Raw genomic sequence first — 26,136 nt, forward strand, 5'->3', positions numbered from 1 at the left:
TTCTTCCGTGGCGGTCATCAGGCGTTCACTGCCTGGGGGGTGCTTTTGGTGGCCTCATCTGCCAGCTGACGTTCGCGCTTGCCCCAGGTTTCCCGGGTGACGAGGGCGGCCCAGAGGCCGATGGCGGCGTAGAAGCTGAAGAGGAGGGCGGGGCCCATCCAGCCGAGGGCCACGAACAGCAGGGTGGTGACGAAGGGCGTGAATCCGGAGACCATGGCGGAGATCTGGTAGGCCAGTGAGGCTCCGGAGGAGCGCGTCTTGGCCTGGAACAGTTCGGGGAACCACGGACCCTGCGCACCGGCCAGCGAGTTCTGGCAGACCGCGTAGGAGATGACGATGGTGGCGATGATGAAGATGAACATTCCGGTGTTGACCAGCAGGAACATGGGGATGCCGAACAGGAGTGCGAAGGCTGTGGACCAGACGTAGAGGGGCCGGCGGCCGATCCTGTCGGTGAGCCGCGCCCAGGCCATGGTGGCAAAGATGCCGATGGCGGAGGCGATGCAGAGGGCAACGAGCGTCTGGGTCTTGTCCGCCAGGTGCTGGGTGTGCAGGTAGGAGATCATGTAGGTGATCGATACGGCGTAGCCCGCGGTCTCGGCGATGCGGAGGCCGATGCCCCGGACGATGCTGCGCCAGTCCGTCTTGATGACCTCGATGATCGGGGACTTGACGATGGAGCCGCTCTCCTTGACCTCGTCGAAAACGGGGGATTCCGGAACCTTGGAGCGAATGATCAGGCCGACGGCGACCAGCACGATGCTGGCAAGGAACGGAACGCGCCAGGCGAGTTCGCCGCCCAGGTTCACGCTGACCAGGAAGACGAGGTTGGCCAGCAGCAGGCCCACGGGGAAGCCGGCCTGGACGATGCCGGTGTACTTGCCCTTGGACTTCCAGGGTGCGTGTTCGTAGCTCATCAGGATGGCACCGCCCCATTCAGCACCGAAGGCGAGGCCCTGGACAACGCGGACGAAGACCAGCAGCGCGGGTGCCAGGAGGCCAACCTGCTCGTACGTGGGCAGCAGGCCGATGAGGAACGTGGCCACGCCCATGAGGATCAGGGACGCCACCAGGACGGGCTTGCGGCCCACCTTGTCGCCGAGATGGCCGCCGATGATGCCGCCGATCGGGCGGGCTGCGAAGCCGACGCCGAGAGTGGCGAAGGCTGCCAGCGTTCCGGTGACGGGGTCGCCGGTGGGGAAGAAGGCCGTTCCGAAGTACAGGGCAGCGGCGGTGCCGAAGCCGATGAAGTCATACGTCTCGATGACGGCGCCGACGCCGGACCCGATGGCGACGCGCTTCGCGTCCTTGGTGCCATGCACATGGCCGCGCATTTTCAGAGCTTCGTTGCTCATTGCTGAATCCCTTTCGAAGAGCGGGCAACGCTTCCGCACCGCCGCTGTCGACTGTTAACAAATGATATGCCAGTGTGACCCCGGTCATGCTCCATTGTCAACAGTCAATGTTGGAGGTTGACTGTTGACAATGAAACGCCTTACAGTGATACACATCACCCCCGCTCTTCCAGAGGATCAACGACGATGTTCAATTCCCGCCTCGGCTGCTCGTCCATCAGCTTCCGCCATCAGGACCTCAGCACTGCCCTGCGGACCATCAGCTCCCTGGGCTTCGACGAAATCGACCTGGGTGCCCTCCCCGGCGTCTGCGACCACGTCCCCTATGAACTTGACGGGGACGCCGTCGAGGCAGTTACCGCTGACGTTCTGGCCTCAGGGCTGCGGGTCCGCTCGGTCAACGGCGATATCGGGGACCTCAACGCAGTGCTCGACGCCGGCCGGCAGGCCTCGCGCGAACGGCACCTGGAAGCCCTGCTCACCCTCACGGCCACCACCGGCGCCAAGGCGCTGGTCCTTCCGTGCGGCGCCCTGGGCCACGACCCCGTCCGGAGCGTGGACGAAGACCTGGACACCATCGCCGCCCAGCTCATCCACGCCGGGCAGCGCGCCGCGGAGTTCGGCGTCGAACTCTGGACCGAATCCCTGCACTTCCTGCGGTTCTGCTGGAACCTGGAGCGCGCGGAACTGCTGGCACAGCGGCTGGCAGGTTCCGGCGTCGGAATTGTCATGGACTTCAGCCACATCGTCGCCGCCGGCGAGGACCCGCTCGAATACCTTGACCGGCACGACGGCCGGATTGCCCACGTCCACCTCAGGGATGCCGTGCCGGGAAACATCAACCTCAGCATCGGCAACGGCCAGGCGGATTTCGCCGCCGGGCTCCGCGCACTGGCAGGCCGTGGCTACACCGGCCACTTCTCGCTCGAACTGGAAACCCGGGACGTCACGCACGACGAAAGACCCGCCGCCGCCGCCAAAGCGGCCAGCTTCATCACCGACCTCATCTGACCCGTCGATTGCTCCGTAACGGCCCTTTTGACCCCTCAAAACGGCGCTTATGGAGCAACCGATCCCATCACCAGGCACAACACACCAACCAAGGAGCATCATGACTACCACCATCCAGCGCACCGCCGTCCTCACCGGGGCCACCTCGGACCGCGGCATCGGCATCACCACCGCACGCCGCTACGCCAGCCAGGGCTGGGGAGTGGTGATCCTGGACCTCGACGGCGAGAAGTCCGCCAAGGTCGCCGCCGAAATCGGCAACGAATTCAATGTCCCGGCCTACGGCCACGAGGTCGACGTCGCCAATGAAGGCTCCGTCAACGCCGCCTACGCAGCCGTCAAGGCAGAAGTGGGCGCCGGCAATCTTCCCCCGGTGGGCGCACTGGCCAACATCGCCGGCATCACCTCCCCGGTGCCGTTCCTGGAAACCACCCTGGAGCTCTGGCACAAAGTCATGGACGTGAACGCCACCGGCACCTACCTCGTCACCAAGGCGTTCCTGCCGGACATGATCGAGGCCGGCTGGGGCCGGATCGTCAACATGTCCTCCGTTTCCGCGCAGCGCGGCGGCGGCGTGTTCGGCAAGGTCCCCTACTCCGCCGCCAAGGCAGCCATCCTGGGCTTCACCAAGGCCCTGGCCCGTGAAATCGGCGCCACCGGCGTCACCGTCAACGCCATCACCCCGGGCGCCGTGGACACCAACATCCGCGTGGGCAGCACCGAGGAACAGGAAGCCGCCATCAACGCCGGCATCCCCCTGGGCCGGAACGCCACCACCGAGGAAATCGCCGCCGTCATCACCTTCCTGTCCTCCGAGGAATCGGCCTACCTGACCGGTACCACCATCGACATCAACGGCGGAAGCCACATCCACTAGTAGCCGTCCCCGCCGAAGCTAGAGAGCCCACCATGACCAGAATTTTCAACGATCCCTCCGACTTCGCAGAGGAAGCCCTTGCCGGGTTCTGCGACGTCCACGCCGACCTGGTCCGCCAGGTGACCGGCGGGGCCGTGCGCCGGCGCCGCCCCGCCAAGCCCAAAGTGGCGGTCCTCGCGGGCGGCGGTTCAGGCCACTACCCGGCTTTCGCCGGCCTGATCGGCACCGGACTGGCCGACGGCGCCGTGGTGGGCAACATCTTCACCTCGCCATCCGCGCAGCAGGCCTATGCCGTGGCCAAGGCCGCGGAGTCGGGCGCCGGAGTGGTGTTCACCTACGGCAACTACGCCGGGGATGTGCTGAATTTCGGCATGGCCAGCGAGCGGCTCGCTTCGGAGGGGATCCAGGTGGAAAACGTCCTGGTGACGGACGACGTCGCCAGCGCCCCGCCGTCGGAATCGGAGAAACGCCGCGGCATCGCGGGTGACTTCACCGTCTTCAAGATCATGGGTGCGGCGGCCGAAGCGGGTGCGGACCTGGCCGACGTCGTGCGTCTTGGCCGCAAAGCCAACAGCCTGACCCGCACCATCGGCAGCGCCTTCCACGGCTGCACCTTCCCGGGCGCCGAAACCCCGCTGTTCACCCTCAAAGACCGGCAGATGGGCCTGGGCCTGGGCATCCACGGCGAGCCCGGCCTGTTCGACACCGAACTTCCTCCCGCCAAAGAGCTGGGCCAGGAATTCGTTGCCCGGCTGCTGGCCGAGACCCCGCACGGAGCTGGCGACCGCATCGCCGTCATCCTTAACGGCCTCGGATCCACCAAGCACGAGGAACTCTTTGTCCTCTGGCTCACCATTGCCCCGCTGCTCCGCGCCGCCGGCTACACGCTGGTGATGCCGGAAGTGGGCGAACTGGTCACCAGCCTGGACATGTCCGGCGTCTCCCTGACCATCACCTGGCTGGACGACGAACTGGAGCCGCTCTGGACCGCCCCGGCGGAAACGCCCGCCTACCGCAGGGGCAATGCCGCCCTGCAGGCCGGTGCTGCCTCGGCAGAGGAAGAGCCCGACGGCGCCGCCGCACCTGATGCTTTCGACGCAACCGAAGAGTCGCGCGGCTATGCGGCAAACTGCCTCGCGGCCCTCGCTGCCGCCCGGGATTCCCTGCACGGCGCCGAAGCGCGTCTGGGGGACATGGATGCCGTGGCGGGCGACGGAGACCACGGCCGCGGCATGGTCCGCGGTATCGACGCGGCCACCGCTGCGGCGGAGGACGCCGCTGCCCGCGGCGCCGGCGCGGGAGCTGTCCTGGCCGCCGCAGGGGATGCGTGGGCGGATAAAGCCGGCGGGACCTCGGGCGTGCTGTGGGGTGCCGGGCTGAGGTCCTTCGGCGAAGCACTCGGCAACCAGCTGTCTCCAGGACCTTCGGAACTGGCCGCTGCCGTCAGCGCGTTCGCTGCCAGGATCACCGGTCTCGGCAAGGCGGAAATCGGGGACAAGACCATGGTGGACTCCCTGCTGCCCTTCGCGGAAACCTTCAGCCGGCTGCTGGCTGACGGCGCCCGCCACAGCGACCACCCTGCAGCGGCATGGGCCGAAGCGGCCGCCGTCTCCACCGCCGCGGCGGAAGCCACCGCTTCGCTGCGTCCGCTCAAGGGCCGCGCCCGGCCGCTCGCCGAAAAGAGCGTAGGCACCGCGGACCCCGGGGCAACGTCCCTGGCCATGATCTTCACGGTCATGGGCCCGCACCTTGCCGCGCCGGCTGCTGCTCCGGCCACTGCACGGGATGCTGCGCCGGCTGCTGCACCGGCTGCTGCCGAAGCGGCCGGTCCGGCAGCCCACGGCACGGCAACCCGCCAGCCCGCAGGAACACCGTCATGACACATACCGCAACTGCAGGGGAAGGACAGGCCATGGGCATTCGACTCATCCTGGGCGCCGATGAAGCCGGCGTGGACTACAAGGACCGGATCGCGGAGGACCTTCGCAACGATCCCCGGGTCAGCGAAATCATCGATATCGGCGTCAACCGCAGCGATGCCCTCGAGCAGTTCACCAGGCCGTACCCGTATGTGGGGATCGCGGCAGGGGAGATGATCAAGGAGGGCCGCGCGGACCGGGCCATCCTGTTCTGCGGCACCGGAATCGGCGTGGCCATCGCTGCGAACAAGGTGGACGGCATCAGGGCAGCCACGGCCCACGACTCGTTCTCAGTGGAACGCTCGGTGCTCTCCAACGACTGCCAGGTGCTCACCATGGGCCAGCGTGTGGTGGGCGTGGAACTTGCCCGCAGGCTGGCCCGGGAATGGCTGGGCTACACCTTCGACCCCTCGTCCGCCTCGGCGTCCAAGGTGAAGGTCCTGACGGATTTCGAAGGCTGCTGACTCGGCAGTCCGCTACCCGGCTGTCCGCTTGACCGGGCAGTCCGCCTGACCAGGCAGTCCGGGAACGTCAAGGTCAGCAGCTATTCGACGCTGACCTTGACGCGCTGCACCACGTTGTTCCCCATGCCCTGATAGTTCCAGGCCTGTTCCAGCGGCTGCATGGACCCGGTGGCGTCGGTGGCCCGGCAGGCGAGCTCATGCTCGCCCCGGTCCGCCACCCACGGCAGCGTCCATTCGCACCACGCAAACGGGCCGGCCGGATGCCCGAGATGCGCAGGCACCCACTTCCCGTCGATCCCTACCTCCACGCGGACCACGGACCCTTCGCCGGACCATGCCCTGCCCTGGAGCATCACCGGTCCCGGGGACAGGACCCTGCTGCGGGTGTAGAAGTCCGGGATCCCCGGCGGGATCATCAGCGAACGGACCCGGATCCGCGAAACCGGAGTGCCGGCGTCGTCCGCGTCCTGCTGGTAGCGGTAGGACACCGCCTGCTGGAATCCCTCGAAGGGGTGGGTCACCACCTGGATGGACTGCAGCCACTTCACGCTGGCCATGCCGTACCAGCCCGGCACCACAAGACGCAGCGGGTAGCCGTGCTGTGGCGGCAGCTCCCGGCCGTTCATCTCGTAGGCCAGGACGACGTCGGGTCGCATCGCTTCCTTGATCGGCAGGCTCCGTGCATACTGCTGCCGGACTCCGCCCTGGATTCCGGTGTCGGCGCCGGTGAACACCACTTCGACGGCGTCGTCGTCAACTCCGGCCTGGGCCAGCAGGTACGCGAGCGGAACCCCTGTCCACTCGGCGGTGCCCACGCCCTCGAGCCGCCACGGCTGGCTCATCGGCCGCGGATGCAGGAGCGAACGGCCGTTGCCGGCGCACTCCAGCGTGACCGGGATGCTGATGGTCGGGTCACGGCGGAGCGCCCGCAGGCTGATCTCGACGGCACGCTGCACGGCACCGCCGATCCGCAGGTGCCAGGAGTCCGCGTCGGTGAACGGGATGTCGAAATGGGTCAGCACGTAGTGCAGGCCCGGCGGGGTGGTGTCCTCCCGCAAGGCCTCCAGCGGCATCGAATGGTTCCGGACCGCCAGCTGCAGTTCCTCTGCGGTGAGCGGGCCGTGCGTAGGTTCTCCTGCATGCGCCGTGGGCTTCACGGACTGACGGCGCCGGGAAATCTGCTTCGTCATGGCACTGTTCTTCTTCGGGTGGGCCGCTTCTTCGGGGCGGGCGGATTCCGCGTGGCTGGCGGTGCCCGTGTTCACAGGTCTACGCCGCCGCCGCCGGTCCGTCAAGCAGGACTCCTACAGGTGATGCGCCTCTTTGAGGAAGTCCGCGAGCCCCTGGGGTTCCCGGCCCGTGAGGCCATGAACGTCCGACGTCGGGCCGGCCAGTTCGCCGTTGGCGATGGCCGTGTAGGTGCTCACCCAGGCATCGAGCTGCCAGGCGGGAGCGCCGTAGGACGCCCGGGAGGCGTAGGCTTCCTCCACGGTTTCATGGTGGAAAGTGATGGTCCGTCCGGTGCCTGCAGTGAGGAGTTCCGCGGCCCGCTCCAGGGAAATGTCCTCGGGGCCGGTCAGGTCGTAGGTCCGGCCCGCGTGGACCGCCGGATCAGCCAGCACGGCCGCGGCGCACCGGGCGACGTCCCCGCGCGTGACGGCCGCCATCACGCCGCCGTTCGCCGGGCCGCGGATGACGCCGTCTTCGCCGGCGAGAAGGGGCAGGAAATCCAGGTAGAAGTTGTCCCGCAGGAACGTGTAGTTCATCCCCGACGCCTTGATCCGCTCTTCAGTGGCGTAGTGGTCCATGCCCAGTGTGAACGTGCAGTCGGCAGAGGCCCCGAAAAAGGACGTGTAGACGATGTGCTCCACGCCTGCCGCGGCGGCAGCGTCCACGAACGCGAAATGCGTCTGGAGCCTGTCCTCGGCCTCGGACGCGGACACCATAAAGAGGGTCTTCACCCCCGCCAGCGAGGACGAGGCCAGTACGGGGTCGGCATAGGTGGACACCACGGGAACTGCGCCGGGAAGGTCAGGTGCCCGGGCGGCGTCGCGCACCAGCTGCCGCTGCGGCCGCCCGGCGTCGGCGAGGATCCTGGCGACGAGTCCGCCGAGCTGGCCGGTGGAACCGGTGACGGCCAGGGCAGGCAGGGCGTCGGTCGTCTGCCGGGCAGTCCCCGGGTCTGCGGTGCGTTCCCCGTCAGCCATGGCTAGGCCTCCCGGGATGCAGGCGATTTGGTCTGGGCCGGGTCGCGTTCGGCCAGGGATCCGATGGCGTCATCGATCTTGTCCATGATGGCCTGGTCCAGCTTCACGCCGGCGGCCGCCACGTTGCCGGCAATCTGCTCCGGACGGGACGCGCCCATGATTGCGGAAGCAACGTTCTTGTTCTGCAGCACCCACGCGATGCTCAGCTGCGCCATGGTTAGCCCGGCTTCTGCAGCGATCGGCTTGAGGTGCTGGACGCCGGTGAGGACTTCGTCGGACATCCAGCGTTCGATCATCCTGGCGCCGCCCTTGGCATCCGTGGCGCGGCTTCCCTCTGGGGCGGGCTTCCCGGGCCGGTACTTGCCGCTGAGCACACCCTGGGCGATGGGGGACCAGACAATCTGGGACAGGCCAAGCTCTTCGGACGCCGGGACCACCTCCGCTTCGATGACCCGCCACAGCATGGAGTACTGCGGCTGGTTGGAGATGAGCTGGAATCCCAGGTCCTTGGACAGCGCGTGCGCGTCCCGGATCTGGTCCGCCGTCCACTCACTGACGCCGATGTACAGTGCCTTGCCCTGCCGGACAATGTCCGCGAACGCCTGCATGGTCTCTTCCAGCGGCGTCTCATAGTCGTAGCGGTGCGCCTGGTACAGGTCCACGTAATCGGTCTGGAGGCGCGTCAGGGAACCGTTGATGGATTCCATGATGTGCTTGCGGGACAGCCCCACATCGTTGTGGCCCTTGGGCCCCGTGGGTCCGAACACCTTGGTGAAAATCTCCAGGGACTCGCGGCGCTCGTCCTTCAACGCCTCGCCCAGCACTTTTTCCGCCGCCGTGTTGGCGTAGACGTCGGCGGTGTCGAAGCTGCTGATTCCTGCGTCCAGCGCCGCCCGCACGCACTGGGTGGCCACTTCGTTCTCCACCTGGGAGCCGTGCGTGAGCCAGTTGCCGAAGGTGATTTCGGAGATCTTGAAGCCGCTGTTACCGAGGTATCTGAATTCCATGGTTTTTACCGTAGTCCACTTGGTTGCTCAGGGTAAGGGCTTTCCGCCACCGACCTGCGGATTACCGCCGGCGCAGTTCCGCGTACTCCAATGAGGGGACCACAGCGCCTGCGTCGCGCTCCACGAAGTTGGTGCCGGGCGGCACCAGATCGTCAATCGCATCCAGCACGGCTTCGTCGAGTACGGTGTCGGCGGCTTTCAGGTATGCGCGCAGGTGTTCCTCGCTCCGCGGGCCAACGATCACGCTGCTGACGGCAGGATGGTTCAGCGCGAAACCGACCGCGAGGTCCACCAGCGGCAGTTCCAGCTTGTCCGCCAGTCGCGCCAGGGAATCTGCGGCGAGCAGCTTGCGCTCGCTCGCCGGGCCGGAGATGTCGTACCGGCCGGGAAGGGAGTGGACCCGTGTGGGCGGCTTCCCGGCGTCCAGGACAAAACTTCCGGACAGCCAGCCGCCGGCCAGCGGACCATAGGCCAGCACACCCAGGCCGTACTGCTGGGCGATCGGAAGGACATCGCGTTCGGTGCCGCGGACCAGCATCGAATAGGGCACCTGGTTGGCCACCGGCGGGATGAGGTGGTTGGTGGTTGCCAGCCACTGGGCCTCCACGAGCTGCGCAGGGGTGAACACGGACGTCCCGTAGTAGAGGATCTTGCCCTGCCGGATGAGGTCGTTCAGTGCCGTGATGGTTTCCAGGACATCCGTGTTGTAGTCCGGACGGTGCGCCTGGTAAAGGTCGATCCGGTCCGTCTGGAGGCGGCGGAGGCTGCCCTCCACGGCCTGCATGATCCAGCGCCTCGAGTTGCCCGAGTGGGCGGGGTTGGCGCTCATCTGGCCGTGGAATTTGGTGGCGATGAAGACGTCGTCCCGGCGGCCCTTGAGGGCGCGGCCCACGACTTGTTCGCTCTGGCCCTGCGAATACACGTCCGCTGTGTCCACCGCGGTGATGCCGGCATCCAGCGCGGCGTTGATGATGCGGATGCTTTCCTCGGCGCCGGTGGGCGCATAGCCCTGGGCGGTGCCGCCGGCGCCAACAGGGTCCGCCGGTGCGCCCTCGCCGAAGTTCATGGTGCCCAAGGTGAGCGGGCTGATCAGGGTCCCGCTGCGCCCGAAAACCCTTAACTGGTTGAGGCTCATTCCCGGTTTCCTCACGTCTGACTCCCACGGCTGATTGCTGTGGATCGTCACGAGGCTACACAAAATCGGCCCGGCGGAGGCCTCCGGCGAAGCACTTCTTAGTGTTGCGTAGTCCGGAGTAACGCAGCGGGCGTCAATGACGAATTGTGAATCAGCCGGCGCGGCGGTGCTCAGCCGGCAGGGTGCCCTTCAAGGCGCCAGGATGGCCGGCCAGGGAAACCAGGGAACCGGTGTCCAGCATGGCCATCGGTCCCGGTCCCGGGGGTTTCTCGAAGGAGCGGGGTATTGGCCGGACGGTGGCGTGCTGGTCCGTGGCGGACTCCACCAGGGGCGCTACCGCACTGACCTCTTCCACCGGGGCGTCCGGGCTGGGGAGGTCGCGCACGGTCACCTTCACCTCGGGCGCCGCTGCGGCCTTGGCCCGGGCTGCCGCGCGGGCGTCTGCGCGGGCCACTGCGGCCGCCCAGTCTTCGGCCAGGGCCGGAGTCTCGCGGCGGGCGGTGCTGCCTGTGCGCGGGTGCTTTTCGGATGAGCTGCGCAGCTTCGGCTGCGGGACCGGGGTTTTCGCAGGCGCCCTGACAGGACGAGATGAGCCGGCGGGACGGGCTGACTTAGCCGGACCGGACGACGCAGCGGGACGGCGGCCGAACAGGGCCATAGCGGTGACGGCCACCAGCCGGCCCAGCCCTGCCAGCAGCAGCGTGGCCACAAAAACCAGGAAGAGGCCGATGAACATGACGAACGCCACACCGAGCGTGCCAAAAAAGGTCAGGTTCAGGGCAATGGTGGTGGGATCTTCCATTTACCTCTCCTTACGGCCTGCAGCGCCTGTGTGCCGGCTGTAGCCACCCGGCGATAAGCACCCCTTAACAATACGGACTTTTGCGGGGCAACACGCCCGCAGTGAGGTCCGCCCGGGGGTTGTGTCGAAGCTGTTATCGGATATGACAAAGCAGTTTCCGGCCGGTCCCGGCATATAGTCGGAGGCAGCCACCTGGCGCCCTCCAGCCACCCCCGAAAAGGACCCCCTGTGACCCCCTCAGGAAACTGCCCTTGCCTGTCCGGTGAGCAGTACGCGGACTGCTGCGGCCGCTTCCACCGCGGCGACTCCGAGGCCCCGACGGCGGAACAATTGATGCGCTCGCGGTACAGCGCCTTTGTAGTGCAGGATGCTGCCTACTTGCTCCGCACCTGGCACCCGGATACCAGGCCGGCGGAACTCGACCTGGATCCGGACATGCAGTGGCGCCGGCTGGACATTGTCTCCACCCGCCGGGGCGGACCCCTGGATTCGGAAGGGATCGTCGAGTTCAAGGCCTATTTCAGGCACGACGGCGAGCGGGGGGTCCACCACGAAACCGGCCGGTTCCTGCGCGTTGACCGGCGCTGGTACTACCTCAACGAGGTAGGGCTTGACGATGTTGGGCTTGACGAGGCCAGGCCCTAACGGTCCGCGTCAGCCTCAACCGGAGTGAACCCGGCCCGGTCCACCTTGCGGTGGAACCGCATGCCTGCCAGGCCGCCTACTACGGCGCCAATCAGCGCCACCACAGCCACCACGACGGCGGCAATAATTCCGGTGGTGGTCAGTTGGCCTTCGTTGACGGGGATCCGCGGGAAGCTGTTCAGGCTGGCCAGGATGTTGAAGCGCTCGCCGGCGATCATGGCCAGCAACGCAATCAGCACCGCGAAGATCACGGCCCAGACCCACACCATGAATCCCTGCTTGGCCCCGTTGAAGCGCGCCATCCGGCCGGCCACGTAACCGCCGCAGTAGTACGCCACGAACAGGATCACCAGCAGCACGATGATTCCTGCCAGTCCCACAGTCTGGTCAGCGGCGGCCTGGTTCACGGCCTCGTTGACGTCCGTGCTGGTAGCGAGCCCCACTGCTGTTCCTGCCGCAGCCACCAGGGCGGTGAGCAGGACCGCCGTTCCCGTCGCGGCCAGCCAGCCAAAGAACGCCGAGCCGATCTTGATCCCGCCGAACTGCTCCTTCTCGCGGGCAATCACGGTCTCGCGGGTCGCGGCGTTCGGGTCGGCAGCGACAGTGTGCTCGCTCGTGGGCGGCACCGCGTAGGCCCGGGTGTCGCCGTCGTAGTCCGTCCCGGTGTCGAAATTACGGCTGGCGCCTGGAGCGTCAGCGTAGCTGCGCCGGCCCTCCAGCCTGTCTTCGACGCGGCTGCCGTCCGTACGGTTGCCGGCGTCGATGCCGTCGGCACCCTCGCCGCGGGCGGCGCGGCGGGACTGTCTGTCTTCGGGCCCTACTGTGCTGCTCATCAGGCGTTCTCGCTTTCATCGATTGGACCGCACCCATCGTTTGGGCCGGCCACCGCTATGCGGAGACGTGCATGGTGGTCCTATGTCCACCTAACCACGGCATGCCGGCGGTAGCAAGGGTGCTTAGCATCTCCGGCGGGTCGAAAATCGGCGAAAATCAGCGGTACTTTCGGTGCAGGTCCTCCTTCACCGATGCCCGCGGAGACGCGTCGGCGATCCACGGTCCGGTGCCTTCGGACTGGTCCAGGACCCCGGCCTCCAGCCAGCTGTAGTCACCGGCGAGCACCTTTTCCGTCAGGTCGCGGTCGGCGTCGTCCGTGTTCCGCCACAGCTGGTCGAAGTACTCGTCCACGCGGACCCGCGCCTGCTCGCAGTATGCCTCGGCGAGTTCGTAGGCGGTGGCTGCCCGCTCCGGGTTGGTATGGAGCATCCCTTCGGCGCGTGAGCAGCACGCCGCCATGGCAAACAGCTCGGCGCCGATGTCCACGATCCGGCCCAGGAACGCCTGTTTGTGCTCGAGCTTGGCTTGCCACCGGCCCATCCCGTAGAAGGTCTGCCGGGCGAGGCGCCGCGAGGACCGCTCCACAAACCGCAGCTGCTTGGCGAGCCTGCCGAACTCGGTGTAGGACCGCGGATCCATGCCGGCGCCCGCCACCAGTTTGGGCAGCCACTTCGCGTAGAACCCGGAAGCGCCGACGGCGGCCCTCGCCTTGTCGGACAGGCTGGCATCCGCGGACGCAAGGTCCCCGGCGGCGGCGAGGTGCGCATCCACGGCCTCCCGGGCAATGAGGAGCTTCATGATTTCCGAGGAGCCCTCGAAGATGCGGTTGATCCGGAGGTCGCGGAGCTGCTGTTCGGCCGGCACGGCGCGCTCGCCGCGGGCCTCCAGCGAATCCGCCGTCTCGAAGCCGCGTCCGCCTCGGATCTGCACCAGCTCGTCGGCTATCCGGCAGCTGATCTCCGTGGACCAGAGCTTGGCGAGGGCGGCCTCGATCCGGACGTCCTTCTGGCCGGCGTCGGCCATTTCGGCGGACAGTTCGAAGACTGCGTCCAGGGCGAAGGCGCTCGCGGCGATGAAGGCGATTTTCTTGCCCACAGCTTCGTGCTTGCCCACCGGCCGGCCCCACTGGGTGCGTGCGTTGGACCATTCGCGGGCGATCTTCAGGCTCCACCTGCCGGAGGCCACACAAAGGGCCGGGATGGAGAGCCTGCCCGTGTTGAGGGTGGTGAGGGCGATCTTCAGGCCCTGGCCTTCGCGGCCGAGCCGGTTTGCCGCAGGCACCCTCACCTGGTGGAAGCGCGTCACACCGTTCTCGATGCCGCGCAGCCCCATGAAGGCGTTGCGGTTTTCCACCGTGATGCCGGGGGAGTCCATTTCCACCACGAAGGCGCTGATGCCGCCCTTGTGGACGGTGCCATCGGAATCCGTGTGTTGCGGCACCAGCGCCATGACCACCACCAGTTCGGCGATCACGCCATTGGTGGTCCACAGTTTGACGCCGTCCAAAACGTACGCGTCGCCGTCGTCCGTGGGAACGGCGGTGCTGCCCATCCGGGCGGGGTCGCTCCCGACGTCGGGTTCGGTGAGCAGGAAAGCCGTGATGGCGCCAGCGGCGCAGCGGGGAAGGTATTCCTGTTTCTGTTCTGCGGTGCCGAACACTTTCACGGGCTCGGGGACGCCGATGGACTGGTGCGCGGAGAGCAGCGCCCCGAGGCTGGGGTGCACCGAACCCAGCAGGGCAAGAGCCCGGCCGTAATACACCAGCGACAGGCCCAGGCCGCCGTACTCGCGCGGGATCTTCATGCCGAACACGCCCAGCTCGGCCAGGCCGGCGAGGTACTGGTCCGGAATCCTGGCGTCCCGCTCGATCAGGCGGCCGGACATGGTCCTGCAGTAGGCGGTGAGGCGGTCCATGAACTCTTCGCCGCGTTCCACGTCCTCGGTCCTGGCCTCGGGCCAGGGGTGGATCAGCGAGAGATCGAAGCTGCCCAGGTACAGGCCTTTGGCGAAGCTGGGCCGGTCCCAGGTGGTTTCCCGGGCGGCCTCGGTGATGGCCCGGGCATCGGCTTCGGTGGCCTCGGGCCCGATCTTGTCGGGGGCGACGGGAACGTCGGCGGCTGGACTGTCAGTGGCAGAGCTCACGGGGCATCTCCTCTAACCGGGGTGGCCGGCTCGAGCCCTGGGTCCGCCTCGGGTGGGGAACCCTTCAGCTGTCCCTCAATGCTACCCGCGGGTAGGTTCCCGTGCTAGGGGCAGGCTGCCCTTGGAAGTCGCCGGGGAGCTCCACCGTGGAGGCGTGGTGCACCAGCCGGTCCCAGAGGTGGTTGATGCCGTGCACCAGGCCCAGCAGGGTGCCGGCAATGATGAACCAGGCGAACCGGCCCACCCCCACGAGCACCATGGCCAGGAAGCCGGCCGTCATCATAAAAGCCACAATCAGCAGGCCAAACACGAGCGTTCCGATGAACACGAAAGTGCCTGTCTCTACTGCGCTGAGATCGAACTGCATGTTTCCCCCTGCATCATTGCCTGGCTGGATCAAGTAGCACGAGCGTAGGGTGCGGACGGCTCCGCCAACCAGAGCCGTACGGCCGTGGCGCGGGTGTTGATACGGGATCGAAATGCTACCGGCCCGTAGGTCACGGCGCGGTCACTGTAACCCCACCCGTAACACGCGTAACAGCCCGTTGCGGACGTACCGGGAGGTGCACCGGCGGCGCGCCGGGGTCCCTTTGGGTTCGGCCGGGGTGCCGGTTGCGGGGTGAAACGGCGCCGGGCCGGCTTCCGGGCACACTGCGTTAACCTTGTAGTTGGCAGTTTTCGGGTTTTCCGCTGCCCGACAAGTCCTGTGGCAGCTGAAGGAGAGTGTGTGTCCCGATCCGCCCCGTCCTCCGCGGACGCGATCAATGCCCGGCTTCGGGACCTTGAACTCCTGACCAAAGGACCGGCCTGGGCGCTCACCCGGTCCGCCCCGTGGGTCATCGCAGTCCTGCAGGCTTCCTTTACCCGCACCCGTCCGCAGCTTCCGCTGGAAGAATTCCATGCCGACGTCGATGCCTTCCTTGAGCAGCTCCGCCGCCAGGACCCGGGGTTGGGCGGCGTAGCCAACGGGAAGTCCTTCGGCGATGAATGGACCCGCAAGAATTTCCTGACCCGCCGCAACCAGTCCGGGCAGATCGTCTACGAAGTCACGGAGCCCGCGGCCCGCGTCCTCGCCTTCCTGGACAGCCTCTCCAGCGAACGCTCCACCCTGAACGGTTCCCGGCTGGGAACGCTGCTGGGCGACGTCGAAAAGCTGGCCAATGAGACAAACCCGGACCAGACCGCCCGGCTGGAGTCCCTCGAGGACGAGATCGAGGAGCGGCAGCAGCTCATCGAGGACATCAGCTCCGGCGACTTCGACGGACTGCTGGACGATGACGAGGCCGTGGAGGCGGCCGGAAACATCCTGGACCTCGCGGCCAGCCTGCCGGCCGACTATAAGAAGATGCGTGACCGGATCGAGGAACTGGTGGGCGAGCTCCGCAACCAGATCATCGAGGAATCCCTCAGCAAGGGTGCCACCATGGCGCAGGTGCTGGAGGCGGACAAACGGCTCCGGCAGAGTCCTGAAGGAAGGACGTTCCGGTCCTTCACGGCGTTCCTGGAGGACCCCCAGCAGCAGCTGCGGTTCCGTTCCGCGATCGGAGAAGTGCTCAGCCGCCAGTTCGCGGACGACCTCAGCCACGAGGACCGCGAAACGCTGAAGAACCTGGTGGCCGAACTCCGCACCCAGCACAGCCAGATCCAGCGGATCTACGGCAAGCTCAGCGAAAGCCTCAACACCTACGTCCAGAGCGACGATTTCCGCCAGTCCGTCCGGTTGCGGAAGGTGCTGCGCGAAGCCGAGCAGGCCATTCGCTCGCTGCCGTACGAACGGGAACGCCCCGGGCTGGTGCCCGGACCGGTACTCTTCAACGCCGGCTTCGAGTCCCTGTCCATGGTCAAGCTCTTTGACCCCGACGAGTTCGCGGCCCCGCCCAAGCTGGCCGACCCCATCGCCTTCAGCGACTCGGACCGCGTGCGCTCGCCGCGCACCGGGAAGGCCAAGCCGGCGGCCATCCGCGCCGCGCTCGCCGGGGCCGCCACCCTGCCGGAGGCGTGGGAGCAGCTTCCGCCGGAGGAACGCCACATCAACTCCATCCGCGCCCTGCTGTCCCACGCGCTGCACGACGGCGCCGGCTTCGACCGCGCCGGCTGGGACGCCATCGACTTCGAACAGATAGACGGCACCACCCGCAAGGCATTCCTGCCGGTGGTCACCCTCACAAAGGATTGACGATGACTGAAGAGATGACGACGACGGAAACCCCGGCGGTCGAACCTGCCCCGGTGGTTGAGCCCGTCGAGACCGGGATTTCGACAAGCTCAACCACCGGTGGGGTGACCCCTCGGGATACGTTCGTCGACGGCGCCGCGCTGTTCCCGGGGGACACCGGTGTGCTGCCCATGAAGGTCCGCCAGGCACTGGTGAAGCTGCTGAAGGGGCCGTACGTCGACGGCGGCCGGGACGAAAAACTCTGGACCACACTGCTGGACCACCAGCTGATCCTGCGGAGCCGCCTGTCGGAGCTGTTCCTGACGCTGCAGCTCGACCACGAACGGAAAGTGGCCGTGCTGCGCCCGGTGGACCCGGAAGCGATCGGCGGCAGCACCCGCTCCAGCATCCTGCGCCAGCAGCGTGCGCTCAGCCGGGTGGAGACCATCGTGCTGCTGCGCCTGCGCCTCCTGCTGGACCGCCACGTCACGGCGCAGACGGATCCCACGATCACGAAAGAGGAAATCGCCGAGCTGGTTGCCCACTACCAGCCGTCCGGCCAGCAGGACGCCCTGCGCGACTCCGACGTGGTCAACCGCGCCATCACCAAGCTCCTGGCCCGCCAGCTCCTCATCGCCACCGGCCTCGAGGACGTCTACACCATCTCCAACGCCCTCCCGCTGGCCCTCCCCTTCGAAAACATCGGCGACATCCCCGCCCACATCGAAGCCCTGGTAGCTGCCACAGCAGACCCAGCCGGCACGGAACCGCTCCTGGAGTTCGACAGCGACGCCGGTGAGGAACCGAACGACGACGACGGCGATGCCGCCAGCGCCGCGAACACAACCACCAAGGGGGCAGAAGCATGAGCATCCCCACCATGCTGCCCATGGGCGAACTCACCAACCCGGGCCAGATGCGGCTCGCGCTGGTGCAGGTGGTCAACTGGGGCACGTTCCATGGCGCCCACACGATGCACGTGGACCGCAACGGCACCCTGCTGACAGGCAACTCGGGCGTCGGCAAGTCCACGCTGTTTGACGCCATGCTGCGCGTGTTCGACGCCCGGCCGCGTTCCAACGAGGCCGCGGCGCAGCGCTCCGGTGCCGTGGAGGACAAGCGGACCACGTTCACCTACATGCGCGGCAAGGTGGGCGACAAGGCCGTGGGCGAGGGCTCAGCCAGTGCCTTCCAGCGCCCCGGTGCCACGTGGTCCGCCGTCGCCCTGACGTTCGATAACGCGGCCGGCACGAAAGTGACGGTGTCAGCGCTCTTTGACCTGCCGAAAAACGGCACGGAATCGAGCGTCGGGCGGTACTACCTGATCGACAACAAGCCGCTGGACCTTGCCGCCATCGAGGGCATCGCGGAGAAGCGGTTCACCAAGGCTGCACTGGACACCCTCTTCCCGGACGCGCAGGTTTTCGACGTGCACAAGGCGTTTGCGGAGCGGTTCCGGCGGCTGCTGGGCATCAGTTCGGACCAGGCCCTTCCGCTGCTCCGGGTGATCCAGGCCGGCAAGGGACTCGGCGGCAGCGTCAACACCTTCTTCCGGGACCAGGTGCTCGACGCTCCCGCAACTCTGGCCGCGGCGGACGACGTCGTCGAGGAATTCAGCAACCTGATGTCCATCCGGCAGCGGCTGGAGGACGTGCGGCAACAGCGCGACCAGCTGGCTCCGGTACCCGGACTCAACAAGGAATACGCGCAGTCCCTGCTGGACGCGAACCGCCTGCGGGAGCTGGCCGGCGAAGAGTTTGACGCCTACAAGCAACAGCTCGCGGTGACTGTCCACGAGAAGACCCTGGTCCGATTCAAGGACCTCGCCCACGCAAAAGCCAAGGAGCTCGGCGCGGAGCGTGCGGTCCGGGACGGCCTGGCCAAGGATCTGCGGCAGCTCGAAGCCGACTACAACAACCAGGGCGGCAACGCGATCTCGGCGATCGAGCAGTCGCTGGAGAATGCCCGGGTGGGACTCAAGCTCCGCCAGCAGGTGGAGGAAGCCGCGCGGCAGGCGCTGGCCGATGCCGGGCTGGACCTCGAATGGACGTCCGACGGCTGGGAGCAGGCCCACACGCATGCCGCCGATCGTTCGGCCGAACTCCGGGACGACTCCGAGGCGCTCAAGGAGCTGCGGTTCGAGGCGTTCGACGGCCACGCCACCAAGAAACGCGAACTGGCCGCGGCCCAGCAGGAACTCGTCTCGCTGAAGACGCGCAAGTCCCTGCTCCCGCCGTCGAGCATTGAAAACCGCACGGCCATCGCGGCGGCAACCGGGGTGCCGGAGGAACGGATGCCGTTCGGCGGCGAGCTGATCGACCTCGCCGAAGGGGAGGAACGGTGGCGGCCTGCCGCCGAACGCGCGCTGCGGAACCTGGCCACCACGCTGCTGGTTCCCGGCGAGCACTTCGCGGCCGTGACCCGCTACCTGAACGACCACGCCGTCCGCGGCGCACTCCGCGCCGTGGACGTGTCCAAGCCCCTCGCCGGCGGCGCGCTGGCCGTTGAGGACGCGGCCGACGGCGATCTCCTGACCAAGCTGGACATCCTCACCACCGGTCCCGCGGCGGACGCCGGCCAGTGGATCCGTGAGCGGATCGCCGTCGACTTCGCCTACCCGTGCGTCGAGAACCCGGACGACCTGGCTGCGCTGGACAAGGGCCTGAGCCTGGGCGGCGTGGTCAAGCGCAACCGCCACACCGTGGAGAAGGACGACCGCTTCACCAGCAGGCAGGATTACGTCCTCGGCTTCGACAATGCTTCCAAGCTGGAGCTCGTGGCCGTGCAGGTGGAGGACCTCCAGCAGGAACTGGCCAAGGCCGCCGAACTCGCCCAAAGCCGCGAAGAGTCGCACCAGGGAATGACCCGCCAGCTGGAGGCGCTGCGGCGGATCGCCGAGGACCACCGGCCCTGGGAACAGGTGTCAGCGGCCGTGGCGGAGGACGAGCTCGGCAGGATCGAGCAGCGCCTCAAGGATGCCCTTGCTGCCCAGGCCGACCTGGAACCGCTGCGGGCCAACATCGAAGCCGCCCGGCACAAGCACCAGTCCAGCACCGAAGCCGCTGCGGTTCTGCAGAGCGAATACAAGGCGCTGGACCAGCAGCTCACGGCCGCGGATTCGCTGCTGGAAGCCGCGCGGACCCGGCTGCGCCAGGCGCCGCCGTCGGATTCCGCCGTCGCCGCACTGGAACCGTACTTCGGCGGCGTTGACGACGTCACGGAGATGCACGAGCTGGACAACCTGGCCAACCAGGTGCGGACCCGGCTGCTTGCCGAACTGCACGCCGCCGAGTCCCGCGGCCAGGCCACTTCGGAGCGCCTTACGCGCATCTTCGAGGGGTTCGTGCGTGACTGGGGGACCGCAATTTCCGCGGACCACGGCACGTCCATCGGCGCTGCCGGGGAGTTCGAGGCCCGCTATCACGCGATCGTCAGCGACGGTCTTCCCGCGCAGGAGGCCGAGTTCCGGCAGTTCTTTAACCAGCGCACCCATGAGTCGTTCAGCACGCTGCTGCACCTCCTGGATGAGGAGCGGCGGTCCATCACCAGCCGCATTCTTCCGCTGAACGGAATCCTGTCGGAGGTCAATTTCCATGAGGGCAGCTTCCTGGAACTGGACATCAAGCAGACCCTGCCGCCCACCGCGAAGCAGTTCAAGGACGCCATCCAGAACGCCCTGAAAATTCGGCACACCCGGCCCTCGCGCGCTGCGGGGGCGGCGGCTACCGGAGCTGAAACGGACGACGACGCCGAGCTCACCAACCGCTACAAGTCGCTGGAAACGCTCGTGAAGCGTTTGGGTTCGCAGGCGCCGGAGGACAGGCGCTGGCGGGCCGAAGTGCTGGACGTGCGCGGGCACCTGTTCATCCAGTGCAAGGAGCACCGGGAAGTATCTGGACCTCGCGGCGGCAAGCGGACCGATGTGTTTATGCACGCGGACACGGGCTCCATGTCCGGCGGCGAGCGGCAGCGGTTCACGGCGTTCATCATGGCAGCGGCCCTCAGCTACCAGCTGGGCATCGCGGAACAGGGCTTCACCACCTACGGCACCGTGATGATGGACGAGGCCTTCGTCCTGGCCTCGGAGGAATTTGCGGGTGCGGGTATCAAGGCGCTGCACGAGTTCGGCTTCCAGCTCCTGCTCGCGGCCCCGGAGAACGTCATCGACCTGTCGAGGCACCTCGGCTCCGTCACGGAAATCCTGCGGGACAAGCGCACCAACCGTTCCGGCGTGCTCACGTCTCCGGTGATCGGGCCGCGGGCCGGTGCCGAGGGCCAGTGGAGGTCCGAGGCGAACCCGGTGGACATCGTCCTGCGCTGACCCCGCCCTCCCACCCAGGACGATCTCTCACTTCCTGCGGGGTTTTCACCATCGCTCTCTCACTTTCTTCAGGAAAGGGAGAGAGCGATGGTGTTTACTCTGCGTTAAGTGATGGAGCGTTCGGGAATTTCCCACGGTAAGTGAGAGAGCGTTTCAGGTGGCGGCTGCGCGGCAGGCGTCGACCTGGGCCTGGACGATCGCCCCGTAGTGGGCCACCAGCTCATCGAAGTCCCAGCCCTCGAACATGCCGAGAGTGCGCACTGCCTCGCCAAAGCCGGTCATCAGCGCTACCACCGTGGAAGCGTGGCGCCGGTCCGGCGTTGTGTCCTTCAGCAGGGCGGCCATGCTGGCGAGGTACCGTTCGCGTGTTTCCAGCCGGGCGGCGTCGGGCGTGGGGGAGTCCTGGATGGTGAACGGAAGCATGGCCCACGGTTCCTTCAGCCCGCGCTCCCGGCGCATCAGGACCCGGAACACCAGTGTGGCGCCCAGCTCGGCCGCCGGGACGTCGAGGTCGGACAGCAGCGACTCGTCGGGCTTGGCGGCGGCAAACAGTTTTTCCTTGGAGCCGTACAGCTTCATCACCAGTGCTGCCGAAACACCGGCGTCGGAGGCGATGTCCCGGACGGTCACGCCCCGGTAGCCGCGTTCGCCGAACAGCCTCCCCGCGGCGTCCAGGATGGCGTCGCGGCTGGAAATCCCGGCGGTGCTCACGCGTCCACCAGCTGTCCGGCCGGAGCATCGATCGTCAGGTCCGCCGTCACCGAGCGGTTGTCCACGGCCAGTTTCCGGGCCATGGCCTGGTGGGTCGCCGGGTGCAGCAGGGTCACGATGTAGCGGCCGGCCAGGGGCAGCGGCAGGGAGTACCTGCCCCCGGAATCGGTCCGGGTTGTCGCCACATGTTCGCCGGAGGCCTGCAGGAGGGTCACCACCGCATCGGGCAGGACGGCACCTCCCACGGTGGCGGTTCCGGCCAGCTCCAGGCGGTCCTCCAGGTGGAAATTCTGCTGAAGCGTGCGGCCGTCGAAATCGAACACTTCCGCCATGGGCGCCCAGCCCGCGGCGTTGGCCACCATCAGGTACGTGCCCGCTCCGGGCAGCGCCACGGAGTAGTTGCCGTCGCTATCCACGCGGCTCCAGTCCACCGGTTCGCCGCTGGTCTGGAGGACGGTGACGACGGCGGGAGTGACGGGGCGGCGGTCGGCCGTCAGGACGCGTCCCTGCACCACAAGCTCGTTGGCGGCCCGTGCGGGGAGCGCTGCCGTGGGGGCGGCCGCGGCCCGGGGAATGAACACCGCGGCCACCATGGAGGCGGCGGATGCGAGGGCGGCCATCCAGAAGACGTCCTTGAAGGCCTCGAAGGACGGCAGCCGGGCGGACCCCACGGTGAGGGTCACGGAGGTGAGGACAGCGGCGACGGCCGCACTCGACGTCGAGGTTCCGATGGACCGCACCAGGCTGTTGAGTCCGTTGGCCGAGGCTGTCTCGGTGATGGGCACGGCGCCCATGATCAGGGTGGGCATCGCCGCGTAGGCGATCGCCGTACCGATGCTGACCACCGTGGAGCCGATGATCACCGAGGCGATGGAGTCCCAGAAGAAGACGCGGCCCACGTAGCCCACCACCATGACCGCCGCGCCCGCGATCAGCGCGGACTTCCCGCCGAACCGGCGAATGATGCCGCCGGAAACGGGAGCGAAAACCACCATGGCCAGGCCGGACGGAACCATGCAGAGGCCCGCGGTGATTACGCTCAGCTGGAAACCGTAGCCGGTGGAGGCGGGCAGCTGGAGCTGCTGGGTGGTCAGTAGCATGTTGGCGAACATCGCGAAACCCACCAGCAGGGACGCCAGGTTGGTCAGGAGGACGGGGCGCCTGGCGGAGGTGCGGAGGTCCACCATCGGCTGGCTGACCTTCAGTTCGTACGGGAGCCAGGCGGCCAGGAGAACGGCCGCGGCAAGGAACAGCAGCAGTACCGGCTCGGAACCCCAGCCCCACGAACCGCCCTTGGAAATGGCCAGCAGCAGTGCCGCCAGCGCCGCCGAAAGAATCACGGCGCCGAGGTAATCGAACCGGCCCGGCGTGCGCACTTTGGATTCGGGGACCACCAGGACGACGGCGGTGAGCAGCAGGCTGCCGGCTGCGGCGGAGACCCAGAAAATGGATTCCCAGCCCAGGCTTTCGTAGAGCAGCCCGGCGAGCGGGAGGCCCAGGGCGCTGCCGATGCCCAGTGTGGCGCTCATCAGGGCGACGGCGGACCCCATCTTTTCCTTGGGCAGCTCATCGCGCATGATGCTGATGCCAACGGGGATCAGGGCCGAGGAGAACCCCTGCAGTGCCCGGCCGACGATGAGCCAGAGGAAACTTCCCCCGAGCGCAGCCACGATGGAGCCGGCAACCATGATGGCAAGGCAGATCACCATCATCTTCCGTTTCCCGTACATGTCCGCGCTTCGGGAAACGATCGGGGTGGCCACAGCGCTGGACAGGAGTGTGGCGGTGACCAGCCAGGAGGCGTCGTCGGCGGTCACGCCGAGGATGCCGGGGAAGTCCGGAAGGAGCGGCACCACGAGGGTCTGCATCAGCGCCACCACGGTTCCGCTCAGCGCGAGGACGGCCGTGATGGCGCCGGGGGACAGGGATTTGCTGCGTGTTTGGGGCATGGGGGCGGAACCTTCGGGGCGTCAGGCGGCCACAAGGGGTGAACGCGCGTTTACTCTCTAACGAGTGAACCACTGTTCACCCCTCGGTTCAAGAAGATTCAGGGTGCAACGCCTCACATTGCGCCACCCCGCCCTCGCGTAATCTCCTCAACCTGGGAATCATTGAGACAATTACGTTACGCAAAGCTTGCTTAATTCACAGAAGGGTAGGCTAGCCTTACTTAGGTTCGCATCATTGACCTAAGGAGTTCCGTGACTTCCCCCCTCTTCTCCGGCCTCGGCGCCGGCCGCAGCGGCATGGCCGCCGGCCCGTCCCGCCGGGTGCTGCTCAAGACCGCTGGCAAGGCAACCGCTGTTCTGGCCGCGGCCGCGCTCTCGCTCACCGCCTGCTCCACCGGTCCGGCGGCATCCGGCACCGGTACTGCAGCGGCCAGCCAGTCCGCGAGCTCGCAGTTCCCCGTCACCATCAAGCACGTCTTCGGTGAAACGACCATCGAGTCGCAGCCGCAGCGCGTCGTCACGGTTTCCTGGGTCAATGACGACGTCGCACTCGCCCTCGGCGTTGTGCCCGTGGGCGTCCCCAAGAATGAATGGGGCGGCAACGACAAGGGCTCCACGCCGTGGAAGGACGCCAAGCTCGAAGAGCTGGGGGCGGGCTTCGGCACCGAGAAGGCTCCGGTCCAGTTCTCCGAGGCCGACGGCATCAACTTCACCGAGATCGCCAAGCTCAACCCGGACGTCATCCTGGGCGCCTACTCCGGCCTGACGGAAGAGGACTACAAAAAGCTGAGCGAAATCGCTCCGGTCGTCGCCCACCCCGAGATCGCCTACGGCACCTCCTGGCAGGATTCCACCAGCATCATCGGCAAGGCCCTGGGTAAGGAAGCGGAGGCCACCAAGCTCGTCTCGGACACCGAAGCCACCATCAAGGACAAGGTCTCCAAGTACCCGCAGCTTGCCGACAAGAGCTTCATCTACGGCAACCTGGAGCCGGCCAAGAGCGAAGGCGTCAATGTCTACACGGCCAACGACAACCGGCCCCGCTTCCTCAGCGAGATCGGCATGAAGCTGGCCCCCGTTGTGGAGGCGAACTCGAAGGGCTCCCAAGAGTTCTTCATCCCGTGGTCCGCCGAGAAGGCCAACGAGCTGGAATCGGACATCTTCGTGACCTGGGTTCCCGACTCCGCCACCACTGATTCCATCAAGGCCGACCCGCTGCTGGGCCAGATCCCGGCCATCAAGAACGGCGCCCTGGTTGCCGACTCGGACAACACGCTCACGCTGTCCATCTCCGCTTCTTCGCCCCTGAGCCTGCCGTGGTCGCTGGACACGTTCCTGCCGCAGCTGGCCGGCGCAGCGGACAAAGTGAAGTAAGCACTCCGCCATGACACCAGGTACGACGACGGCGCCCGACGGCAGTGAGGCCACCTCACCTTCGGCTCCCGGCACCACGCGCGAACGGACACTTGGGGCCCCGCTAGCCGCCGAAGCTGCGGCCGGCAAAGGGCCGCAGGTGCCCGTTCGGGCTGCAGGCAAGCAGGCCGCGTGGCTGCTGGCCGCCGTCGTCGTCCTTGTTCTTGTCGCTGCCGTCTCGCTGGCCGTCGGCGCCCGCGGGCTTCCCCTGGAAACCGTGTGGCAGGCGCTCACGCAATTCAATCCCGGCAACGGCGACCACGCCGTAGTCCATGCACGGATCCCGCGCACCGTCCTGGGCCTGCTCGCCGGCGGTGCCCTCGGCCTGGCCGGCGCGGCCATGCAGGGCGTGGCCCGCAACCCGCTGGCCGACCCCGGGATCATGGGGGTCAACGCCGGCGCCGCACTGGCCGTGGTCACCGGCATTTATGTTTTCGGGATCTCCTCCCTGACCGGCTACATCTGGTTCGCGTTCATCGGCGCCGCGGCAGCTGCCGCCGTCGTCTACCTGGTCGCCTCACTGGGCAGGGACGGTGCGACGCCGGTGAAGCTCGCCCTGGCGGGCGCCGCCCTGAGCGCCGGCCTGTACTCGCTCATGAACGTCATCCTGGTCTCGAGCCAGGACACCCTGGACCGGTTCCGGTTCTGGCAGGTGGGCGGGATTGCCGGACGCGACTGGTCCGTGGTGCTGCCCGGGGTGCCGTTCCTCATCCTCGGCGCCGGCATTGTGCTGGCGACGGGGCGCATCCTCAACAGCCTGGCCCTGGGCGATGACATCGCGCGCGGACTCGGCCAGCGGGTAGGCCTTGTCCGCGGCGTCACCGCCCTGGGCATTGTGCTGCTCTGCGGAGGCGCCACCGCCCTCGCAGGGCCCATCGGCTTCGTGGGACTCGTCATTCCGCACGCCGTCCGCTTCCTCACCGGGCCCGACTACCGCTGGATCCTGCCCTTTTCCCTCGTCCTTGCTCCGGTGCTCCTGCTCTCCGCCGACATCCTGGGCCGCGTGGTGCTGCTGCCCGGCGAAGTCCCGGCGGGCATCATGACGGCCCTCGTGGGCGCCCCCATCTTCGTGTGGCTTGTCCGCCGCGGGAAGGGGGCGGGACTGTGAGTAGGTCGGACCTCGCCCATGTGGGGCGCGAGCTGGGAGACAACGCCCCCGGCACTGAGCGCGAACGGGCAGATAACGCCC

Annotated in this window: 21 protein-coding genes; 10 read left to right on the plus strand and 11 right to left on the minus strand. The window is 67.3% G+C overall.

Annotated features, from left to right (window positions below; translation table 11 throughout):
- Positions 1-17 precede the first annotated feature (17 nt).
- Positions 18-1,355 carry an MFS transporter gene (locus AC6JAC_RS01165; RefSeq protein ID WP_028272400.1) on the minus strand — a complete coding sequence of 446 codons (1,338 nt, stop codon included), beginning with the start codon at positions 1,353-1,355 and terminating at the stop codon, positions 18-20.
- A gap of 186 nt (positions 1,356-1,541) precedes the next feature.
- Between AC6JAC_RS01165 and AC6JAC_RS01170 the strand changes: the two genes are divergently transcribed.
- The 4 genes from AC6JAC_RS01170 (at position 1,542) to AC6JAC_RS01185 (ending at position 5,626) form a co-directional block, all read left to right on the plus strand.
- Positions 1,542-2,366 carry a sugar phosphate isomerase/epimerase family protein gene (locus AC6JAC_RS01170; RefSeq protein ID WP_028272399.1) on the plus strand — a complete coding sequence of 275 codons (825 nt, stop codon included), beginning with the start codon at positions 1,542-1,544 and terminating at the stop codon, positions 2,364-2,366.
- 100 nt (positions 2,367-2,466) lie between these two features.
- Positions 2,467-3,243 carry an SDR family NAD(P)-dependent oxidoreductase gene (locus AC6JAC_RS01175; RefSeq protein ID WP_347899057.1) on the plus strand — a complete coding sequence of 259 codons (777 nt, stop codon included), beginning with the start codon at positions 2,467-2,469 and terminating at the stop codon, positions 3,241-3,243.
- 32 nt (positions 3,244-3,275) lie between these two features.
- Positions 3,276-5,123 carry a dihydroxyacetone kinase family protein gene (locus AC6JAC_RS01180; protein WP_497963107.1) on the plus strand — a complete coding sequence of 616 codons (1,848 nt, stop codon included), beginning with the start codon at positions 3,276-3,278 and terminating at the stop codon, positions 5,121-5,123.
- 32 nt (positions 5,124-5,155) lie between these two features.
- Positions 5,156-5,626 (plus strand): ribose-5-phosphate isomerase, encoded by a 471-nt coding sequence (locus tag AC6JAC_RS01185; RefSeq protein WP_043439383.1) that lies wholly within the window; start codon positions 5,156-5,158, stop codon positions 5,624-5,626.
- Between the two features lie 80 nt (positions 5,627-5,706).
- Here AC6JAC_RS01185 and AC6JAC_RS01190 read toward each other — a convergent pair whose 3' ends face one another.
- From AC6JAC_RS01190 to AC6JAC_RS01210, 5 genes are all read right to left on the minus strand, one after another.
- Positions 5,707-6,816 carry a sulfite oxidase gene (locus tag AC6JAC_RS01190; RefSeq protein ID WP_497966743.1) on the minus strand — a complete coding sequence of 370 codons (1,110 nt, stop codon included), beginning with the start codon at positions 6,814-6,816 and terminating at the stop codon, positions 5,707-5,709.
- Positions 6,817-6,930: 114 nt separating this feature from the next.
- On the minus strand, positions 6,931-7,833 hold the full coding sequence (locus AC6JAC_RS01195) for an SDR family oxidoreductase (protein WP_497963109.1): 903 nt from the start codon (positions 7,831-7,833) through the stop codon (positions 6,931-6,933).
- Positions 7,834-7,835: 2 nt separating this feature from the next.
- Complete coding sequence (locus AC6JAC_RS01200; protein ID WP_497963111.1) at positions 7,836-8,840, minus strand: aldo/keto reductase family protein; 1,005 nt, start codon at positions 8,838-8,840, stop codon at positions 7,836-7,838.
- 61 nt (positions 8,841-8,901) lie between these two features.
- Entirely contained in the window at positions 8,902-9,975 is a 1,074-nt protein-coding gene (locus tag AC6JAC_RS01205) for an aldo/keto reductase (protein WP_494735026.1), read from the minus strand.
- A 151-nt stretch (positions 9,976-10,126) separates the two neighbouring features.
- Positions 10,127-10,777 carry a hypothetical protein gene (locus AC6JAC_RS01210; protein ID WP_497963113.1) on the minus strand — a complete coding sequence of 217 codons (651 nt, stop codon included), beginning with the start codon at positions 10,775-10,777 and terminating at the stop codon, positions 10,127-10,129.
- A 228-nt stretch (positions 10,778-11,005) separates the two neighbouring features.
- Here AC6JAC_RS01210 and AC6JAC_RS01215 point away from each other — a divergent pair, with 228 nt between their 5' ends.
- Positions 11,006-11,422, plus strand: coding sequence for a YchJ family protein (locus AC6JAC_RS01215; protein WP_497963115.1), 417 nt, complete (start codon positions 11,006-11,008; stop codon positions 11,420-11,422).
- Here the strand turns inward: AC6JAC_RS01215 and AC6JAC_RS01220 are convergent.
- The 3 genes from AC6JAC_RS01220 to AC6JAC_RS01230 form a co-directional block, all read right to left on the minus strand.
- Positions 11,419-12,255: a TIGR04086 family membrane protein gene (locus AC6JAC_RS01220; RefSeq protein ID WP_497963117.1), complete on the minus strand. Its 837-nt coding sequence runs from the start codon at positions 12,253-12,255 to the stop codon at positions 11,419-11,421. The two genes, AC6JAC_RS01215 and AC6JAC_RS01220, sit on opposite strands and share 4 nt — an antisense overlap.
- 157 nt (positions 12,256-12,412) lie before the next feature.
- Entirely contained in the window at positions 12,413-14,398 is a 1,986-nt protein-coding gene (locus AC6JAC_RS01225) for an acyl-CoA dehydrogenase family protein (protein WP_497963119.1), read from the minus strand.
- A 64-nt stretch (positions 14,399-14,462) separates the two neighbouring features.
- Positions 14,463-14,765 carry a hypothetical protein gene (locus AC6JAC_RS01230; protein WP_028272389.1) on the minus strand — a complete coding sequence of 101 codons (303 nt, stop codon included), beginning with the start codon at positions 14,763-14,765 and terminating at the stop codon, positions 14,463-14,465.
- 360 nt (positions 14,766-15,125) lie between these two features.
- Here AC6JAC_RS01230 and AC6JAC_RS01235 point away from each other — a divergent pair, with 360 nt between their 5' ends.
- From AC6JAC_RS01235 to AC6JAC_RS01245, 3 genes are read left to right on the plus strand one after another with little or no spacing between them, the layout of a single operon-like run.
- Entirely contained in the window at positions 15,126-16,574 is a 1,449-nt protein-coding gene (locus AC6JAC_RS01235) for a DUF3375 family protein (protein WP_436059070.1), read from the plus strand.
- Between the two features lie 2 nt (positions 16,575-16,576).
- Positions 16,577-17,422 carry a DUF4194 domain-containing protein gene (locus AC6JAC_RS01240; protein ID WP_497963121.1) on the plus strand — a complete coding sequence of 282 codons (846 nt, stop codon included), beginning with the start codon at positions 16,577-16,579 and terminating at the stop codon, positions 17,420-17,422.
- Positions 17,419-20,874 (plus strand): ATP-binding protein, encoded by a 3,456-nt coding sequence (locus AC6JAC_RS01245; RefSeq protein ID WP_497963123.1) that lies wholly within the window; start codon positions 17,419-17,421, stop codon positions 20,872-20,874. Before AC6JAC_RS01240 ends, AC6JAC_RS01245 begins: the two co-directional genes overlap by 4 nt.
- Before the next feature lie 153 nt (positions 20,875-21,027).
- Here AC6JAC_RS01245 and AC6JAC_RS01250 read toward each other — a convergent pair whose 3' ends face one another.
- Both AC6JAC_RS01250 and AC6JAC_RS01255 read right to left on the minus strand, forming a co-directional pair.
- Complete coding sequence (locus AC6JAC_RS01250) at positions 21,028-21,585, minus strand: TetR/AcrR family transcriptional regulator (protein WP_347899031.1); 558 nt, start codon at positions 21,583-21,585, stop codon at positions 21,028-21,030.
- The gene (locus AC6JAC_RS01255) at positions 21,582-23,534 is read right to left on the minus strand and encodes an MFS transporter (RefSeq protein ID WP_497963125.1); all 1,953 of its coding nucleotides are present in this window, start codon (positions 23,532-23,534) and stop codon (positions 21,582-21,584) included. The genes AC6JAC_RS01250 and AC6JAC_RS01255 overlap by 4 nt, the downstream gene beginning before the upstream one ends.
- 252 nt (positions 23,535-23,786) lie before the next feature.
- Here AC6JAC_RS01255 and AC6JAC_RS01260 point away from each other — a divergent pair, with 252 nt between their 5' ends.
- Together AC6JAC_RS01260 and AC6JAC_RS01265 are read left to right on the plus strand one after the other, a co-directional pair.
- Complete coding sequence (locus tag AC6JAC_RS01260; protein ID WP_497963127.1) at positions 23,787-24,908, plus strand: iron-siderophore ABC transporter substrate-binding protein; 1,122 nt, start codon at positions 23,787-23,789, stop codon at positions 24,906-24,908.
- A gap of 10 nt (positions 24,909-24,918) precedes the next feature.
- Positions 24,919-26,055 (plus strand): FecCD family ABC transporter permease, encoded by a 1,137-nt coding sequence (locus tag AC6JAC_RS01265; protein ID WP_497963128.1) that lies wholly within the window; start codon positions 24,919-24,921, stop codon positions 26,053-26,055.
- Positions 26,056-26,136 lie beyond the last annotated feature (81 nt).

The organism is Arthrobacter sp. KUASC02 (assembly GCF_059739395.1).

What these genes read in the sequence shown, in the direction of transcription:
- AC6JAC_RS01200 (WP_497963111.1), bottom strand. Translation starts at nt 8,840, where the DNA reads ATGGAATTCAGATACCTCGGTAACAGCGGCTTCAAGATCTCCGAAATC.
- AC6JAC_RS01175 (WP_347899057.1), top strand. Translation starts at nt 2,467, where the DNA reads ATGACTACCACCATCCAGCGCACCGCCGTCCTCACCGGGGCCACCTCG.
- AC6JAC_RS01180 (WP_497963107.1), top strand. Translation starts at nt 3,276, where the DNA reads ATGACCAGAATTTTCAACGATCCCTCCGACTTCGCAGAGGAAGCCCTT.
- AC6JAC_RS01165 (WP_028272400.1), bottom strand. Translation starts at nt 1,355, where the DNA reads ATGAGCAACGAAGCTCTGAAAATGCGCGGCCATGTGCATGGCACCAAG.
- AC6JAC_RS01245 (WP_497963123.1), top strand. Translation starts at nt 17,419, where the DNA reads ATGAGCATCCCCACCATGCTGCCCATGGGCGAACTCACCAACCCGGGC.
- AC6JAC_RS01265 (WP_497963128.1), top strand. Translation starts at nt 24,919, where the DNA reads ATGACACCAGGTACGACGACGGCGCCCGACGGCAGTGAGGCCACCTCA.
- AC6JAC_RS01220 (WP_497963117.1), bottom strand. Translation starts at nt 12,255, where the DNA reads ATGAGCAGCACAGTAGGGCCCGAAGACAGACAGTCCCGCCGCGCCGCC.
- AC6JAC_RS01190 (WP_497966743.1), bottom strand. Translation starts at nt 6,816, where the DNA reads ATGACGAAGCAGATTTCCCGGCGCCGTCAGTCCGTGAAGCCCACGGCG.
- AC6JAC_RS01185 (WP_043439383.1), top strand. Translation starts at nt 5,156, where the DNA reads ATGGGCATTCGACTCATCCTGGGCGCCGATGAAGCCGGCGTGGACTAC.
- AC6JAC_RS01255 (WP_497963125.1), bottom strand. Translation starts at nt 23,534, where the DNA reads ATGCCCCAAACACGCAGCAAATCCCTGTCCCCCGGCGCCATCACGGCC.
- AC6JAC_RS01195 (WP_497963109.1), bottom strand. Translation starts at nt 7,833, where the DNA reads ATGGCTGACGGGGAACGCACCGCAGACCCGGGGACTGCCCGGCAGACG.
- AC6JAC_RS01170 (WP_028272399.1), top strand. Translation starts at nt 1,542, where the DNA reads ATGTTCAATTCCCGCCTCGGCTGCTCGTCCATCAGCTTCCGCCATCAG.
- AC6JAC_RS01240 (WP_497963121.1), top strand. Translation starts at nt 16,577, where the DNA reads ATGACTGAAGAGATGACGACGACGGAAACCCCGGCGGTCGAACCTGCC.
- AC6JAC_RS01230 (WP_028272389.1), bottom strand. Translation starts at nt 14,765, where the DNA reads ATGCAGTTCGATCTCAGCGCAGTAGAGACAGGCACTTTCGTGTTCATC.
- AC6JAC_RS01205 (WP_494735026.1), bottom strand. Translation starts at nt 9,975, where the DNA reads ATGAGCCTCAACCAGTTAAGGGTTTTCGGGCGCAGCGGGACCCTGATC.
- AC6JAC_RS01210 (WP_497963113.1), bottom strand. Translation starts at nt 10,777, where the DNA reads ATGGAAGATCCCACCACCATTGCCCTGAACCTGACCTTTTTTGGCACG.